Here is an 18035-nt window from a genome sequence, read left to right as displayed (position 1 = left end):
CTCTTCAGCTAAAAACCAAAAAATGAACAATCAATCAAAACCAAAACTACTATCACTATTATTAGTGTTCTTTCTTTTTTTTATGTGGGGATTTATATGGAACCTGTTTAATGTATTGGCTACCTTTTTTCAGGAATCGTTTGAACTCTCCAATATTCAGGTATCGTTGGGTACATCATTGTCGTTTCTTGCCTTTTTCCTTATGTCGTATCCGGCAAAACTAATTATTGACAGATACGGTACTAAAAATTCAATTGTAACAGGAGCGGCTATTACCGGTTTCGGGTTGCTGCTTTTTTATCCGGCGTCACTGGCCGAAAGTTATAATTTATTTCTGGTAGGTTTATTTGTACTCTTTGGCGGAGTAACCATTTTGCAAACGGTTTGTAATCCATACATTGGCGTTTTGGGCAGCTCAAAAAACCGGGAGGCACGGATTAATTTTGCCCAGGGAATTGGTGCAATTGGTGCCGCATTAACGGCCCCGCTGGGGGGCTGGTTCATGCTCGAATTGTTCGAAAATAATGTGTTTGGCGGGATTCGAATTTTTTACCTTGCTGTTGCGGGTATATTTTTTCTGCTGGCGCTGCTTGTTGGTACTACTAAAATGCCTGCCAATCCAACAGAAGCAAATTCGGACGGAAAAATTGGGAAACTAAAACCGGGAGGCGCATTCAAATACCGTCATTTTGTAATTGGTTTTATTATCATGTTTTTATACATGGGAGCCGAGGCTATATTGTACCAGCTTATGACACCTTATTTTAAAGAAGTTGGACAAATTGGTAATGCAGAAGCTGTACGTTTGTCTGCCATTATTTTTTATGGTTTAATGGCTGGACGTATATTGGGGGCATGGACAATGACAAAAATTAATCCTGCAAAAATTCTTGGTTTCTTTGCATTAATTGCTGCTTTGCTCGTGCTTACATCGATGATAATAGGAGGCAAAACGGGAATTTATGCCATTACCTCAATTGGATTTTTTATCTCTATTATGTTTGCCTCCATTTTTGCTCTTGCCACCAGGGGATTAGGCGAGCATACAAACGAGGCATCATCGTTTGTGATAATGGCCATTTCCGGAGGATTTTTTATTCCCCTGCTTTTTGGAGCAATTGCCGATTATTTTAGTCTGCAAGCCTCTCTCATTGTAGTCGTTATTCCTTTACTGGCAACATCGTTTTACGGATTTTTATTTAACAAAATAGAAGCCAAGAGCTAAACAACTAAAAAAATGAAGAATGTAGTTCTAATTTTAGCACTGACAATGATTTTTTCAGCCTGCAAGGGGCAAACGAAAATAACAAAATCGTCAACCGGAGAACGTCGGGATTGGTCAGCTTATCCTATGGAGACAGGAGATTTTGATAGTTCCTGGGAATCACTTGAAAAATACAATGTTCCGGAATGGTATCGCGATGCAAAACTGGGATTCTGGTCAATTATTGGTCCTCAGGCTGTGCCTTTGCAAGGCGACTGGTACGCACGAAATATGTATGTGCAGGGAAGCAGGCAAAACAGATATCATTTAGAACATTACGGCCACCCTTCAGAATTTGGATATAAAGATTTAATAGAAATGTTTAATCCAACTAAACTTAATTACGATGAATTGTTAAAACTCTACAAACAGGCCGGGGGTAAATATGCGGTAATTCTGGCTGTGCATCATGATAATTTTGATTTGTGGAACTCGAAATACCATGAGTGGAACTCGGTAAAAAAGGGTCCCAAACGTGATTTGGTTGGAGAATTTCGCGATGCAGCTTTAAAAAACGATATGCGTTTTGGCGTTACAACCCATCTGGCCCGAAGTTATAGCTGGTTCCAATCAAATAAAGGTGCAGACACTTCCGGCGTAATGAAAGGAGTGCCATACGATGGCAATAATCCGGAATATGAAGCACTGTACCACAAACCATTTGAACAACCTGAAAACACAAACTATTACCAGATACGTTACCCAATTAATCCTCCAGAAGAATGGGAAAATCAATGGTATCTGCGAATCAAGGATCTGATTGACCAATATGAGCCTGATTTTATGTATTTCGACGGATCAATTCCTTTTAATGAGGGAGATTTGGTTTCGGAGAATGAGCAATCGTCTGTGGGAAGGCGTATAATGGCTCATTACTACAATTCGAACATGAAGTGTCATGGAGGTAAGCTGGAAGCCGTGTTAAGCAATAAGAATGCTGCAAATCACGGTACTTTTCGCGATGGAGTGGCCATGCAATCGTTTGAGCGCGGAATTGCCGATGATATACGTAAAGATTACTGGCAGACTGAAACATGTATTGGAGGTTGGTACTATAACGCCAACCAGAAATATAAGTCTGTGGAGCATGTGGTACACATCCTAATCGATATTGTTAGTAAAAACGGAAACCTTTTATTGAATATCCCTTTACATCCCGACGGATCGATTGATGAAAAAGAGAGGGCCCTTTTAGAGGGGCTTGGAAAATGGATGGAAATTAACGGAGAAGGGCTTTATGGAACCCGAGCATGGAATGTTTATGGAGAAGGCCCATCAACAAAGAAGAAAAGTACGAAAGAACAAGATTTTAATCCGTCATCACATGATGTCGCAGAAACTTATACTTCCGAAGATTTTCGCTATACGTGTGAGGGAGAGGAAATATTGAATGCTTTTTTTATGAAATGGCCGGAAGATGGAAAACTAACTTTGCGTTTGTTAGCTAAAAATTCAAATAACAAAGCAAAGATTGATAAAGTAGAATTACTTGGTTCGACAGCTAAATTGGCTTTTCAGTATAGCTCGAAAGGGCTTGAAATTGAGTTACCAACAGAGAAACCCTGTGAGCATGCGTGGACATTAAAGGTGAGCGGTAAAAATCTGCGCTCATTTTCCTTTTGAAGGTAATTTGAGCAAACAGATTGTAGTAATCTATAAAGTTCAAAGTAACCAGGAAATAAAATGTTTTTTTATGGAAAACATTATTATGTTTTTTGTGAAACGAAGTTTGCCTTTACTTGTAATAGCAGCTTTCATGCTTTTTGGGTGTAATCGTCCCGAAAAAGTAATATTTGAGCCCACCGTTAAATCGCTTCGGCAATACGAAACTCCGAAGTGGTTTAAAGATGCCAAGTTTGGAATTTACTGTCATTGGAATGCCCAGTCGGCATCGAAGAGCAGTAACAATGGTTGGTATGCCCGCTACATGTATGAGCAGGGGCATCCTGCGTATAACGACCATTTGAAAAACTGGGGGCACCCTTCTGAAGTTGGTTATAAAGATATTATAGAAGCCTGGAATGCCGATAAGTTTGATGCGGAAAATTGGGTACGCCAGTTTAAGGATGCAGGAGCAAAGTATGTTTTAACAATGGCTGTTCATCATGACAACTTTGATTTCTGGGATTCAAAATATCAACCCAAATGGAACTCATTGAATTATGGCCCTAAAGTGGATGTTTGTGGCCAAATGAAACAGGCATGCGAAAAAGAAGGTCTGCGTTGGGGAGTCAGAACTCATTTAGGCAGAACTTACAGCTGGTTTCAAACCAACAAAGGTGCAGATTCTGAAGGGCCTAAAAAAGGTGTAGCCTACGATGGAAACGATCCGGCATACGAAGATTTGTACCTTGAAAAAGCAAAACCCGAACAAATTGGAACTACCCATAGCCAAATTCGCCATCCTTTAACTCCTTCTGAAAAATGGATGACCGAATGGAAAAACAGGATGTTTGACTTAATTGACAATTACCATCCCGATCATTTCTATTTCGATGGAGCCATTCCATTTATGAATGACAGTGGCAAATCCGGGATGGAAGTTATTGCACATTACTACAACGATAATGCTTCTCGCCATAATGGCAAAAACGAGGGGGTAATGGTTATTAAAGATATTAAAGAGCACGGGTTTTATTACGAAGGAATTTCGTCGGTGGTACTGGAAAGGACACGCGAAAATAACATTGTATATCCGGCCAGAGAAACGGAAAATTCTACCGGGCCATGGTTTTACAATGGAAATGAAACCGGTTACCGGACTTCTAAAAGCTTGTTGCACGAAATGATTGATGTAGTCTCCAAAAACTGTAATTTTGTGTTGAATATCCCTCCCAAACCCGATGGTTCATTTGATGATAGTTCTCTTGAAATTTTACAAGACTTTGGCTTTTGGTTAAGCAAATATGGTGAAGCTATTTATAGTTCGCGCCCATGGAAAACATTTAGTGAGGGCGATATTCGCTTTACGGTGAATAACAAGCATCTTTACGCCATATTCCTAAATAGACCAAGTGGAAAAACAGTCATCGGCTCTCTTGCAAAATGGTCGGAAAAGGATATTGCCTCTGTTGATTTGGTGGGCTACAACAACAAGTTAAACTGGAAAGTTTCAGAAAGTGGATTGGAGCTTACTATCCCCGAAAGCCTTGATGACGAAATGGCGTATGTGGTAAAAATAAGTTGTAAGAAAATTCCATCAGAGCTGCCTTATTCTATCGTAAACCTGAATTCATCGGAAGAAGAAAACAAGAAAAACAAGGAAAGGTATGGTGCCGATGGGCACGGTAAGGTCGCAATGCCTGAGAATGTGAAAAGCTGAATTTATTATGTTCTATGTTTAAGCATATAATCTTTGTCTTCAAACTGAAAAACGGTTTGATGACTATTTGTTTGCAGTAAAACACATTAATTGTTTTTCTATTAGTGGAGTTCCCAATTATCATGGGAAGATGAGGAACATGAATGCGAAAATCCTTAAAGAGGCAGGAGAAATGATTCGCCGCAACCAATAGGGGCGATGATGGTGAAAATATATGGAAAACCTTAAAAAAGATACAATGAGATATTTAATAGTTGTTTTCGGTATTCTGGGAAGTATTTATGGGTGCACGGGAACATACAAGAATGAGCCACACCAGGAGGTAAAGGTCATCCGAAAAGGTTCGGTAATCCTCTTAAAACCCGACAAACTGGATTTATATAAAGATCTTCATGCCAATCCATGGAAAAGTGTCAATGAAAAATTGAAGGAATGCAATATCCGTAATTATTCTATTTTTTACCGCGACGGGTATTTGTTTAGTTATCTGGAATATACCGGAACAAACTGGGAGGCTGATATGGGAAAATTAGCTGCCGACTCGACTATCCTGGCCTGGTGGAAGCTAACCGATCCATGTCAGGAACCTGTCCCTTTTGCCAGGAAGGGAGAGTGGTGGGCCGATATGGAAGAAGTCTATCACCTGGATTAATATCGACAAATAACTGTTAGATCATCTTTTTAATACTAACTAATCAAAAAAAATATGAAATCATTTTCAAGAAAGAAGATTCTGATTGCCTTGGCAATATCTCTTCTGACGGCAGGAACGCTGAGTTCCCAATCAAACTTTTCGGTTAAAGCAGACAATGAAGTAAGGGCGGAACAAATTAAAGATATGAAATGGGGAATGTTTATTTGCTGGTCGTTCAGTACTTTTTACGGAAGCGAATGGACTCCAACACTAGATAAAGATGCCAGCTTTTTTAAGGCCACTGGCTGTGATACCGATCAGTGGTGTAAAACGGCCAGAGATGCTGGCATGGGCTACATCCTTTTTCTGACCAAGCACCACGATGGCTTTTGTTTGTGGGATACAGAAACCACTGATAAAAAGGTAACGAATAGTGAATTGGGTATCGATGTTTTGGCAAAACTTCGGAAATCATGCGATAAATACGGTATTAAAATGGCACTGTATTTTTCAGAAGGCGACTGGAACTGGCCGGGAGCAGTGGATGGCAAAAGCTGGCGCTCGGGGAAAAGTATTAATCCGGAAATGAAAAAAGCCCAGTTAGAGGAACTTTGCACAAAATATGGGCCCATCGAGTTCTTCTGGATGGACCATGCAGTTGGCGACGGTGGTTTATCGCACAAAGAAACGGTCGATTTTATTCACCAGTTTCAACCCAACTGTTTTATCGGATTTAATACCGGAGAAACAGCCGGTCGGTTAAACCTGCGGGAACGTGGACGCCCGGGACCAATTGGCGATAAAAGCACCGTTTGGAACGAAGGTCATTTAAAAGACAGTTATGATAATTTCTTGGTTGCGGAATTCACTTATCCGATTCTACCAAAACATGAAGGCGGTGCCGACTGGTTTTATTCATTGCCTAAACACGATACGCTTTGTCATTCTGCAGAGAAATTGTATGAAGATTACGTGGGAGCGGTTAAATATGGAAATATTTTTTCAATCGATGTCGGACCAAACTACGAAGGAAAAATTCGTGATATCGACGTTAAAACCCTGAGCCGCGTTGGCGAAATGATAAGGCAGAATAAATAAGCAATAAGTACTTAATAATGATTCGAAGTGAAGAAAGCACCCAGTATGCATAAATACCTTTACTGAAGAAAAATCGGCATTTATAGCTTTAGCACTGAAAAGATTTCATGCTGACGTTTAAAATACAAATCTTGCGCAATGATGACTTTTTGTAAGAATATTTTCAAGTCGAATTCTGATTATTACAGACACAGTACAAATAGTTATTAGAATTTCGCGATATTAACATGTTTTGAATTGAGGGATAAATAAGGATACTGGCGATTATGAAGAGACTACAACCCGGAGCATCATTATTACTAATGGATGTTCTCGTGTAGAGTAAGAGCTATTTTCATAAAAACCGGATCGTGTGAAAAAGGAGGAAAACGGAAGATATCAGAAAACATTCCGCTACAACCTTGGTGCAGGTCATGATTCATTATCGTTTGCCGGAAGCAGTATGGATTTTTGGGAATACTTTGTGATGCAGAATTAAAATAGCTGGAAGAAATGAATTTGAAGAACAGCGAAGAAAATAATGAGCTTGTAAAACTCCTGAAGAAAGGCGATATGATTGCTTTCGATACAATCTATTACAAATATTGCCATAAATTGTATGAATTTGTATTGAGGTATTTAAAGCAGAAAGAAGATGCAGAAGGAGTTGTGCAGGAAGTATTTCTAAGGATATGGGAAAATCGGGAAAAAATTGATGTTTATTCGTCTTTCGAATCATTCCTGTTTACTATTGCTTATAACACTACCATTAGTTTATTACGAAAAAGAGTTAGTGAAAGGAAATCAAGAGAATATTTAAAATCCTTACAACAAATCAATTCTTCTGATTCCGTGATTTCCGAAATCCAGTTTAATGAGTTGAGTAGAAAAATACAATCTTTATTTAACCAATTGACCCCTCGTCAGAAGGAGATTTATCTTTTAAGCAGAGAGCAGGGATTCACACATAAAGAAATTGCCCATAAATTAGATATTTCTGAAAATACAGTAAAAAACCATTTGGTGACTATCTTAAAATATTTTAAATGTAACATTGCTAATGGGCAGTTTGTCAGTGTTTTGATTTTCTATTTGTTTTTTAGCTAAAAAAAATAAATTTTTCTTAGTCCTCTTTTTATTCTTCCGCGTAATATAGTTAAACCAGCTTACAAACTTTCGCATAGATTTTAGTTTGGTTAGATAGTTTTTAGTACCTCTCTGTTTATGGAGAGGTACATAATTTAAAAAACATGAATAAAGAATTACTCCATAAATATTTAAATAATAATTGTACTGATGCAGAGTTTGATGTTTTGGTCAGTTGGATAATAAAAGAAGCAGCAAGTAAAGAAGGTAAAAGTTGGGGCTTCGACGATTGGAACTCTCTTGATCCTGATATGAAAAATAAGGATAATCAAAAATACCAGTTGCTGCTAAATAAAATTCACTCCGAAATAAAGCGTAAAGAACAGCGAAAAAGCAAAACCATAAATATGGATAAAGCGGCATCATTATTTAGCCGGGCAGCCGCAATTTTGTTTATCCCTTTACTGGGGATGGTTATATACTTGTTCGCGAACCATAACACTCAATTTAATCAATATACAGATCTTGCTGTTGATTCCCTTGAGATAATTGCTCCAATAGGATCACGTACGGTTGTTCAATTATCTGATGGGACAGAGGTTAACCTGAATTATGGGAGTAAAATAAAATATCCCAGACATTTTAAAGGAGATACAAGAGAAATCAGTCTGGAAGGTGAAGGATATTTTGATGTTGCTCATAATCCGGATAAACCGTTTATTGTTAAAACCGGACAGTTGAATGTGAAAGCTCTGGGAACAGAATTTAATGTTCATGCATATCCCGAAGACCATATTATTTCGACGACATTAGTAGAAGGGAAAGTTATTATTGAAAAATTATTGGCAGATGAGAAAACAGAGTCTGTTGGAACAATGGTTCCGGGGCAGCATATAGATTACAACTTGAATTCAGGTAAAACAACCTCAATAATAGGAAGCGTTGAAAAATACGTTGCCTGGAAAGAAGGGAAACTAATATTCGATGATGCACCAATTACCAGTGTGGCAGAAAAGCTTAGTCGTATGTTTAACGTTGATATTGAAGTTGCCAATAATATAAAGGATTACACTTATACAGTTACTCTGATAGATGATCCGCTTTTACTAATCCTGGATTTAATGGCGGAGGTTACTGATATAACTTACAAGGTCTATCCTCGAAAAAAGCTTGCTAACGGTACATTCTCAAAACAAAAAATACGAATAGAGAAAAGAACACTAAAACTAAACGAATAAAAAATATGCCAATGAAGTAAATAACTATTAAAACATCAGGGAAATGCGCCAACACTTCCCTGAAGAGAGTTTTAAAACCACCCCTGTAATATCGTACAGGGTAATTTCAAATCTTAACATTACAAAAGTATGAAAAAAAACAACCGTTTTCTATGGGAATGGAAAATTCCCGGATTACAAAAATTATTAAGGGTAATGAAACTAACTGTCTTTTTATTACTAATTTCTGTAATTAGTGTGTTTGCTGGAAAAACCTACTCTCAAACAAAAGTGCTAAATCTTAGCATGAAAAATGGTACTGTAAAAGAAGTGCTTAAGGATATTGAAGCGCAAAGCGAATTTTATTTTATGTACAGCGAAAAACTTGTTGATGTAAACAGGACGGTATCAGTCGACATTAAAAATACAAAAATAGATAAAGTGTTAGACCAGCTCTTTGCCAACACAGATATAGTATATAAAGTAAAAGACCCGTTTATTTTACTCACAACTCCAGAGATTTCAGGTAGCGACATAAATGTTGAACAGGAAAAGTCAGTTTCAGGAAAAGTTACCGATGAAAGTGGAGAACCTCTTCCTGGAGTAACAGTTCTTCTTAAAGGAACTAATAATGGCACAGTAACCGACATTAATGGTAATTACTCTATTACTGATGTACCTGTTAATAGTACACTTTTATTCTCTTTTATTGGAATGCTTAGCCAGGAAGTTGTTGTTAGCGATCAGAGATCAATTGATGTAACAATGAAGACAGATGCCATCGGTATTGAAGAAGTAGTTGCTGTTGGTTATGGTACTCAGCGAAAGGCTAATTTAACAGGAGCAATTAGCTCTGTTAATGTTGAACATTTGGAAGGTAGAGCGATTACTCAAACCTCGCAGGCATTAACAGGTGAAATGGCTGGAATTTCGGTAAGACAGCGATCCAGTGAGCCTGGAGAAGACGGCGCCGATATTACAATCCGCGGAATGGGAACATTTAGTGGTGCAGGAAATAACCCACTGATTATTATTGATGGGGTTGCAACAAGCATTAACTGGATCAATCCTCATGATATAAAAAGTGTAACTATATTAAAAGATGCAGCTTCCGCGTCTATTTATGGTAGCAGAGCTGCAAATGGGGTAATTCTTATTGAGACAAAAGAAGGAAGAAAAGGTTTCGAAGTAAATTACAGTGCTTATGCCGGTTGGCAAAAGCCAATAGAATGGCCAGATTTTTTACATTCCTGGGAATATGCCGAAGCTGTTAATGAGGCTTTTATCAATGTAGGTTCAGGTATTGTTTATACGCAGGAAGAAATTGAAAAGTACAAATCAGGAACAGATCGGGAGAATTATCCTGATGAGAATCATTATAAAAATGTATTTGGTTCCGGTAGCGGATTCCAAACCAACCATAATCTTAGTTTTTCAGGAAGTGGAGAAAACAGTACTTACTTTTTTTCAGCAGGTTATCTCGAGAACAATGGTATCGTTGATGAATTTGTTTCAAAAAAATACAACATCCGGTTAAATATAAATAATCAGATAACCAAAAAATTAAATCTTAAGGTAAACCTGGCAGGTATAAAGAATATTGATTCGAAACCGTTAGGAATGCATTCAACTTTATGGGATGGCTCACTTGCCACCGATGTGATGGTTTACAATGCTGCATGGTTTAATGCCACACAACCTGGAAGAAAAGCTGATGGCACTTACGGTAACTTTTTTTATGCAAGTCCTCTTGCTGCTCTTGACAGCCCTAATAATCGTACTGCTACAACCCATTATCTGTTATCAGATGCAAAAATAAAATATAAATTGTTGGAGTCGTTGGCTATTACCGGTGAGGCAGCCTATACGTTTAATCAGAATTTTGATAAACGCTTTTATAGTGCTTTTTATGTGAATGAAACATATACAACAGGTCCTGAGCAATTGAGTGTCAGAAATACGAACTCTAATACACTTACATTACGGACTATGGCTGAGTTCAATAAAACATTTGGCGACCATAGTATTTATGTATTAGGTGGTTTTGAGCAGGAAGAATTTCAAAATGATTATGTATACGCATACAGAAAAGATTTCCCTAACAACAATCTGCATGAATTAAGTGCAGGAGATGCGGATAGTCAGACGAATACAGGAAATGGAACGTCCTGGTCCATTCGGTCTTTTTTCGGAAGAGCACAATATAATTTTAAAGATAAATATTTACTGGAAGCAAATTTCCGTTACGATGGTTCATCAAGATTCCCGTCTGACAGTCGCTGGGGATTCTTCCCGTCCTTTTCAGGAGCATGGAGAATTTCGGAGGAAGGTTTCTTTCCTGAAGCATCATGGATGGATCAGTTGAAGCTCAGGGCTTCATATGGGAAATTGGGTAACCAGCAGATCGGACTATATCCTTATCAACAAACTATTGCGGTAGGTAATAACTACCCGATTGGAGGTACAATTACTCCCGGAGCCAGACTAACAACCATTGCAAATGAAGACATTACATGGGAAACAACAAATGTTACCAACCTGGGTATTGATCTGACATTATTCAAAGGGAAACTGGATGTTACCGCAGAACTATTCAATAAAAAAACAGAAGATATTCTTTACAATATATCTGTTGTTAACTTATTGGGATTATCTCCTACCGAAGTAAATGCAGGCGAAGTAAGAAACAGGGGATTTGAAATCACTATGAATTACAGGAACCAGAAAGGAGATTTTTCTTATAGTATAAGACCAAACTTCACTTACGTTAAAAATGAAGTTGTAAAGTTAGCTACTGTTGAACAGGATATTAGCAAAGGATTATTTGTGGGAGAACCACTGGGAGCTTTCTACGGATATGTATATGATGGGATGTTCCTTGATCAGGCTGATATTGACAGTTATCCAACACAGCCCTATTCTGCTTCTCCCGGCCAATTGCGTTACAAAGATATTAGTGGTCCGGATGGTATCCCCGACGGTATGGTAGATCCTACTTATGATAGAAAAGTAATAGGATCAAGAGTGCCGAAGTTTATCTATGCATCTACATTCTCATTTGCCTACAAAAATATCGACTTATCTGTTCAACTTCAGGGTGAAGGCGGAATGAAAAGAAAGCTGGGAGGATTGACCGGGACAGCATTTCATAATCTTGGAAACATACAAAGGTGGCAATGGGAAGGCAGTTGGGATCCTGCAAATCCTACCCGATATCCCGATTATCCGAGACTGGAGTATAAACCCAATACGCTTCCAACAACATGGGAATCAAGTTTCTGGTTAAAAGATGGAACTTTCCTGAAAATTAAGAATGTACAACTGGGCTATACTTTGCCGCGAAACCTGACAGAGACAGTTGGACTAAAAAATGTTCGCGTATATGCAAATGCCCTTAATCTGTACACTTTCGATAAGTATCCCAAAGGGTGGGACCCGGACATTAAAGTAGATGATTGGTTCTGGGGGGCTCATTATCCGTTGGCAACAACTGTAACCTTCGGAGTGGATGTTAAATTTTAATCTAAAAACGATCAGAAATGAAAAAACTAAATAATTTTCTAAAGCGAAGTGGGGGACTTTTCATTGTCTTATCAATTCTTTTTTCTTCATGTAATGATGATTTTTTGGAAAAGTATCCACAAAATCAATTATCATCAGGAACTTTCTGGCAAACCGAGGATGATGCAATGATGGCCTTGGTGGGAGTATACAGCGTTAATGCCGGCTGGGAAGGCATGACCGGTAAAGGAGGAATGATTAATGCTGCCGATGATAGTTACGACAAAGATAATAATGCACTTTGGCTGTCAAACAGCCAGTTAACTTCTTCTCATGGACAGCCCGCCGGATATTGGAGTAGGGCGTGGTCTAAAATTACAGCTTGTAATAATTTTCTGGATAATATAGAAAATGTTGAAATGGATGCCGCGAAAAAAGCCGAAATGATTGCCGAAGTTAAGTTTATGCGGGCACATCAGTATTTTTGGATGAGTCAGACTTTCGGTGATGTGCCATTGGTTACAAAAGTTTTAACCATTGAAGAGTCCAATGAAGTTTCAAGAGACCCTAAATCAAGTATCATCGAATTTGTGTTTAACGAGCTTGAAGATGCTGCCAGTCAGCTTCCGGCTTCCAGGCCGGCAAGTGAACGGGGGCGTATTCTCAAATCGGCAGCCCTTACAATAAAAGGAAGGTTGCATATGGCACAAAAGCAATGGTCAGATGCAGCAGCAGCTTTTAAACAAATCATTGATTTGGATGTGCATACTATTTACCCGGAATACAAGGATTTATTTCTTGATGGAGAGGGAGAAACAGCCAGTGAAATAATCTACAGCAGAATTTATCTCGAAGAGGCAGGTTATGGTCATAGTCTTCAAAGAGCTATTAATCCTACAAGATATGGTGGTTTCCATGAATCAAATGTAAGACAGGATCTTGTAGATGATTATCTTATGAATGATGGAAAGACCATTGAAGAATCACCACTTTATAATCCGCAGAGACCTTTCGAGAACAGAGATCCAAGACTGTATTATTCGGTATTTTTGCCGGGTTATACTTTGTATCGGGGCGAGGTATATCAATCTCATCCCGACTCGGCAAAAACCGACGATACAGTACCTTTTAACAGTTCAAATGGTTATTGTATAAAAAAATATTGTGACGAAGAATTCACTGGGTCCTTTGATCTTTATGGTGGAGATGTCGTCTATATCCGGTATGCAGAAGTATTAATCAGCTATCTTGAAGCTAAAATTGAAGCAGGAGATAACATTGATCAGACCTTGCTCGACCAGACAATTAATATGCTTCGGTCAAGACCATCGGTAAATATGCCTCCTGTAACAGAACTAGATGTTGCCAAACTAAAAGAGATTGTGCGTAGAGAACGCAGGATCGAATTAACTTTTGAAGGATTGCGGCTATGGGATTTAATCCGATGGGATATCGTAAAAGAAAAAATGAATGGTCCGGTTGTGGGGATTAAGATTACTGACGATCCTGGCAATTATACTGGTGCAATTCAGGTTAATGAAGATGGCCATTATGTCGCATATACGCACGAGTTTGCCGATAAAAATTATTTATGGCCAATTCCGCAACGTGAGATTGATATAAATTCAAATCTGGCACCCAATAATCCGGGATACTAGAATTTGAGTTGAGTATATTTATATAGCTAAATCAGGGGCTATTTTACGGTAGCTCCTGATTTTTTTATCTGTAGTAAAATAAAAACTTCAAATAATGTTCAAAAAATGAAATATTTATATCTTATTCTTTCTCTATTCCTTTCATTGTCGTGCAGCGCAGATGAAGATGTTTCAGGTCAATCGAAAATACCTGAAAATGTAATCGTCATCGATTTTGAAAGAAATACCGATAATATCACGGTACTGATGGCAGCCAGTGCAGAAATGAGTGAGGGCCTGCAGGTAAAATGGCCGGATAAGCCGCCTAAGCATTTTTGGGTAGAAGGATTAGAACAGACTGAAGATTTTCTGAAATGGGAAATCTATTCAGAAAAAGAAGCTGACTTTTATGTCGATGCCTTGTTAAGTTCGGCTACTGGAGAGACTTTTGAGATTGAAGTAATCAATAACCAATCGTCTGCAAGGTTCGAGAAAACGACAAAAGGCTGGGATAAAACTGAGGCCGGAATTATTTCTCTTTCTAAAGGAATAAACACCATTGCCCTGAGAAAACTTACCAATAATTCATCTGTCAGCATAAAATCTTTGGAATTAGTTGAGAAAAGCAAACGTGCAGCACAATTGCAACGCATTCAGGAATTTAAAGCCGATACTCAATGGCTGTCTGATAGTGGCTATGGATTAATGTTTCAGTTTGGTGGCTGGACTTATCCTGAAAATGGAGACACAAAGAAATCTCTGGATGAGTTGGCCAAAACCTTCGACATTCCAGCATTTATCGAAATGGTGAAGTCAACAGGGGCGAAGTACGTCATCTGGTCTTTAACCTGGTGGGATTATAACATGATGATGCCCGTGCAGGCTGTCGATGAAATTGTTGGGAATAGCAAGCGAACAAGTTCATATAATTTTATAGGGAAACTGGCAGAAGAGCTTCAGAAGAGTGATATCCGGTTTATGTTGTACTATCACCTTGGGCATGCCAGTCATATAGGAGGTAAAACCGATTGGTGGCAAGCGCAAAAATGGCCGGCACAATTTGCTGCCACGGGAACAGGTAATCGTGAACTGTTTTTTGAAAACTGGATGTCTGTTGTTGGTGAAATCGGAAAAAAATTAGGAAAGAACCTTGATGGCTGGTGGTTCGATGATGGATTGATCTATTATCCGGCGCCTTTCGAAAAAATGGGAGCTGTGGCACGAAGAGGAAACCCCGATAGATTGGTTGCCTACAATTCGTGGATTTGTGCCAGGTATACCGATTTTCAGGATGTTTATTTTGGAGAAGGTAGCCATGGTGAGATTTCAGAAGGTAGCGCACCTGTTGGGGGCGATGGGATTTTTACATCAGGCCCACAAAAAGGACTATTACAGCACTCGATGTTCACAATGGAAAATGGATGGGGTATATACAAACCAAATCAGAAAATTAATCCGCGGATTGATATAGACACTTTAGTAAAATGGTTGAAAAGTGCTAAGCAAAGAAGAGTCCCGCTCTCTATAAATCTGATGATGTGGGAAGATGGAACAGTTTCTGATCACTCGTTAAGCATAATTAAAGAGATGAAAGAGGAATTTGAAAAATAGGCTATTGATGTTCTGTAAAAATTATCTGCCGCTATGAAACTATTATTATTTTTCTTGCTTCTATATTCTGTGCAATTTTCTTCTGCAAATGTATATTATGTCTCTCCAGGTGGAAGCGACAATAATCCCGGAACTTTGCATGCGCCTTTCAAAACAATTAATAAGGCTACCTATTATTTACAGCCCGGGGATACATGTATTATACGCGGTGGTACCTATCGTGAAACAGTAAAAGTAAACAGGGGAGGTACCAGGCAGCAGCCAATTGTTTTTAAAGCTTATCCTGGTGAAATACCTATCCTTTCAGGAACTGAACGTGTTACGGGTAAATGGGAACATTATAAAGGGAAAATATACAGGATAAAGCTGGAAACAACACATGAGATATTACAGGTGTTTCTGAATGATTCACTGATGACTTGGGCGCGTTGGCCAAATGCCTCATTTAACCAACGGTGGAGCAATAAGAAATGGAGAACTACCCATCATGAAAGTACTCTTGGCATGCTAAAAGACTCTGCATTGTCAGAAATGAATATTGATTGGACCGATGCAGTAGTAACCTTAAACACTGGACCTAACTGGAATAAATGGACCGCAATTGTTGAAAATCATGAAAAGGGAGCAGATCATTTTTATTATTCAAAAGCTCTTCAATGGAAACAATTTGTAAACCCATCCCAGGCTGGTAACGGTTCTTATTATCTGTCCGGGAAATTGGAGGCCCTGGATGCGCCGGAGGAGTGGTTTTATGATTCGATTGACGAATATCTCTATCTTTTTACTCCGAAAGGAGATCATCCGGGGAAAGATGATGTTGAATATAAGCAACGCAACTATGGATTCTTAGTAGAAAAATCGGATTATTTAAAGATTGAAGGAATACATTTTTTTGCATGCACGTTCAATTTCCGCGAATGCAATAACTGTACAGTTAATGGCTGCCACCTGCGATTTCTTAATGCTGCCAGAACTTTAAATGAATTAAATATACCATCGGGGCCAACAATATGTACACAAATGATAGGCCATCACAATACGGTGTGCAATTCCAGCTTGGCCTATAGTCCTACATTCGGACTTCGTATGCTTGGTTCATATAATGTCGTAGAAAATAACCTGATATACGATGTAAATTGGGTGGGGGCGCTGGTTTACGCAAATGTATGGATGGGTAGTCTGGAAGATAATTATTCCTGGGAAGGTGGTCTGAAATATGAAGGGATGTTAAACGAGACAGTCTCCCAAGCTACTTCCAAAGAGTTGAAAGAGGTGAAATGGGGTGGCTCAACCGGTAATATTGTTGCTGCGCATGATCCCGACAAGGCAAAACCAGCAGGGAATTGTGCTGTCCGTTACAATACCCTGTTTGGCTCTGGAAATATTGTACTCGGATTTTTTGAACAGCCCAACTATGACATCAGTTACAACCGCGTTTACGATGGTGGTCATTTCGTTCATGATGTTTCAATGATTTATACTACGTTGCCGCAAATTCGGGGGTCTGCTATTCACCACAATTGGGTCAGTACAATGTATAAGTTGTGTATCCGTGCAGATGACCAGTCGCGGGGAGTTTGTATTCATCATAATGTAATGTGGGGGTCAAGCAAAGGAAGTTTGGTCGTAAAAGGAGAAGATAACAATGTTTACCACAATACTACGCTAAAACCTAAATCTCCATCGAACTGGGGATTAAATGTTCAGGTATGGCCGGAGCCGGACAAACCACATTACCGAAAGTTGTGGCCATTGTTAGATGAGCAAAACAAGCATACACCAGTTTGGAATAATTTAACTCATAAGATAACCGATCACCATATTGGCAGACTATATCCTGCTGATGATCCTCGACTTTCTAACAACCTAGTTATTGCCAACCCTGATTCTCTATTGGTTAATTCAACCGGAATGGAATTTCGTCCCTGTGAAGGTTCTCCCTTGGTAGATGCTGCCAGACGAATTGAAGGGATCAATGATAATTATATAGGAAAAGCACCAGACATAGGTGCCTATGAATTGGGTGGAGAATATTGGATTCCCGGTTACAGAAATTTTATTTGTAAATATGATTCTGCCGAGAATAATAAATCAGGGCTACAGACTCTTTTGGTTACTTTAGCTATGCCTCCTCTCCATCCGATTAATGTCATTGCAAAGAGTAATCATAAAAATGTTAGCATAACAAAAGGAGAGAAGCTGTTATTTACACCTGAGAATTGGATGGTTCCTCAGGCTGTTGAATATTCAACTCCTCAAAAAATAGAAATAAACTATGCAGTACAACTCAATTTTGAAAAATAAAATGAATATATATATGAACATAAATGCTATTATCATTATTTTGTTATTCGCTTTAAACTCTTGTGTTTTTATACCAAAGAAGGCGATGGAGGTCTATGTTTCACCATCCGGGAACGATACTAATCTGGGTACCATTGAATCACCCTTTGCAACCGCAGAGCGTGCCCGCGATGAGGTGCGAAACATAAAGAACAAAAAATCAGCTCCGGTAACTGTTTTTTTCAGGGAAGGAGTATATCGTTTTTCCAAACCTCTACTTTTTACACCCGACGATTCGGGTGAAGAAGGCAAAGACATTGTATATACGGCCTATCAAAATGAAAAGGTAAGTTTTACCGGATGCCGGAAGTTATCGCCAAAATGGGAAAAGTATAGCGATAAT

13 protein-coding genes are annotated in these 18035 nt (G+C 38.8%); all 13 read left to right on the top strand.

Annotated elements, in window-relative coordinates; genetic code table 11:
* The first annotated feature begins 22 nt into the window (after positions 1–22).
* Positions 23–1225 carry an MFS transporter gene (locus Q1A18_RS17710; protein ID WP_299583900.1) on the top strand — a complete coding sequence of 401 codons (1203 nt, stop codon included), beginning with the start codon at positions 23–25 and terminating at the stop codon, positions 1223–1225.
* Between the two features lie 12 nt (positions 1226–1237).
* Positions 1238–2887 carry an alpha-L-fucosidase gene (locus Q1A18_RS17705; RefSeq protein WP_299583897.1) on the top strand — a complete coding sequence of 550 codons (1650 nt, stop codon included), beginning with the start codon at positions 1238–1240 and terminating at the stop codon, positions 2885–2887.
* Positions 2888–2957: 70 nt separating this feature from the next.
* A complete protein-coding gene (locus Q1A18_RS17700) occupies positions 2958–4586 on the top strand; it encodes an alpha-L-fucosidase (protein ID WP_299583894.1) in 1629 nt (542 codons plus the stop codon).
* 238 nt (positions 4587–4824) lie between these two features.
* Positions 4825–5238: an L-rhamnose mutarotase gene (locus Q1A18_RS17695; protein ID WP_299583892.1), complete on the top strand. Its 414-nt coding sequence runs from the start codon at positions 4825–4827 to the stop codon at positions 5236–5238.
* 54 nt (positions 5239–5292) lie between these two features.
* The gene (locus Q1A18_RS17690) at positions 5293–6318 is read left to right on the top strand and encodes an alpha-L-fucosidase (protein WP_299583890.1); all 1026 of its coding nucleotides are present in this window, start codon (positions 5293–5295) and stop codon (positions 6316–6318) included.
* 352 nt (positions 6319–6670) lie between these two features.
* Positions 6671–6796: a hypothetical protein gene (locus tag Q1A18_RS17685; RefSeq protein WP_299583887.1), complete on the top strand. Its 126-nt coding sequence runs from the start codon at positions 6671–6673 to the stop codon at positions 6794–6796.
* Positions 6797–6810: 14 nt separating this feature from the next.
* On the top strand, positions 6811–7404 hold the full coding sequence (locus Q1A18_RS17680; RefSeq protein ID WP_299583884.1) for an RNA polymerase sigma-70 factor: 594 nt from the start codon (positions 6811–6813) through the stop codon (positions 7402–7404).
* A 143-nt stretch (positions 7405–7547) separates the two neighbouring features.
* A complete protein-coding gene (locus Q1A18_RS17675) occupies positions 7548–8621 on the top strand; it encodes a FecR family protein (protein ID WP_299583881.1) in 1074 nt (357 codons plus the stop codon).
* Between the two features lie 129 nt (positions 8622–8750).
* A complete protein-coding gene (locus Q1A18_RS17670) occupies positions 8751–12122 on the top strand; it encodes a TonB-dependent receptor (protein WP_299583878.1) in 3372 nt (1123 codons plus the stop codon).
* A 17-nt stretch (positions 12123–12139) separates the two neighbouring features.
* A complete protein-coding gene (locus Q1A18_RS17665; protein WP_299583875.1) occupies positions 12140–13759 on the top strand; it encodes a RagB/SusD family nutrient uptake outer membrane protein in 1620 nt (539 codons plus the stop codon).
* A gap of 105 nt (positions 13760–13864) precedes the next feature.
* A complete protein-coding gene (locus Q1A18_RS17660; protein ID WP_299583872.1) occupies positions 13865–15349 on the top strand; it encodes an alpha-L-fucosidase in 1485 nt (494 codons plus the stop codon).
* A gap of 33 nt (positions 15350–15382) precedes the next feature.
* Positions 15383–17653: a hypothetical protein gene (locus Q1A18_RS17655; protein WP_299583869.1), complete on the top strand. Its 2271-nt coding sequence runs from the start codon at positions 15383–15385 to the stop codon at positions 17651–17653.
* A gap of 13 nt (positions 17654–17666) precedes the next feature.
* A partial coding sequence (locus Q1A18_RS17650) for a hypothetical protein (protein ID WP_299583866.1) occupies positions 17667–18035 on the top strand: 369 nt, incomplete at its 3' end.

It is taken from the genome of uncultured Sunxiuqinia sp. (assembly GCF_947495665.1).
Classification (GTDB): domain Bacteria; phylum Bacteroidota; class Bacteroidia; order Bacteroidales; family Prolixibacteraceae; genus Sunxiuqinia; species Sunxiuqinia rutila.
The sequence above is the reverse complement of the archived record's forward strand: the minus strand, read 5'-3'. Positions and strand labels throughout refer to the sequence as shown.

Bases quoted from the DNA above. Each gene is read 5' to 3' on its own strand.
- Q1A18_RS17710 (WP_299583900.1), top strand. From the start codon at position 23: ATGAACAATCAATCAAAACCAAAACTACTATCACTATTATTAGTGTTC.
- Q1A18_RS17705 (WP_299583897.1), top strand. From the start codon at position 1,238: ATGAAGAATGTAGTTCTAATTTTAGCACTGACAATGATTTTTTCAGCC.
- Q1A18_RS17700 (WP_299583894.1), top strand. From the start codon at position 2,958: ATGGAAAACATTATTATGTTTTTTGTGAAACGAAGTTTGCCTTTACTT.
- Q1A18_RS17695 (WP_299583892.1), top strand. From the start codon at position 4,825: ATGAGATATTTAATAGTTGTTTTCGGTATTCTGGGAAGTATTTATGGG.
- Q1A18_RS17690 (WP_299583890.1), top strand. From the start codon at position 5,293: ATGAAATCATTTTCAAGAAAGAAGATTCTGATTGCCTTGGCAATATCT.
- Q1A18_RS17680 (WP_299583884.1), top strand. From the start codon at position 6,811: ATGAATTTGAAGAACAGCGAAGAAAATAATGAGCTTGTAAAACTCCTG.
- Q1A18_RS17675 (WP_299583881.1), top strand. From the start codon at position 7,548: ATGAATAAAGAATTACTCCATAAATATTTAAATAATAATTGTACTGAT.
- Q1A18_RS17670 (WP_299583878.1), top strand. From the start codon at position 8,751: ATGAAAAAAAACAACCGTTTTCTATGGGAATGGAAAATTCCCGGATTA.
- Q1A18_RS17665 (WP_299583875.1), top strand. From the start codon at position 12,140: ATGAAAAAACTAAATAATTTTCTAAAGCGAAGTGGGGGACTTTTCATT.
- Q1A18_RS17660 (WP_299583872.1), top strand. From the start codon at position 13,865: ATGAAATATTTATATCTTATTCTTTCTCTATTCCTTTCATTGTCGTGC.
- Q1A18_RS17655 (WP_299583869.1), top strand. From the start codon at position 15,383: ATGAAACTATTATTATTTTTCTTGCTTCTATATTCTGTGCAATTTTCT.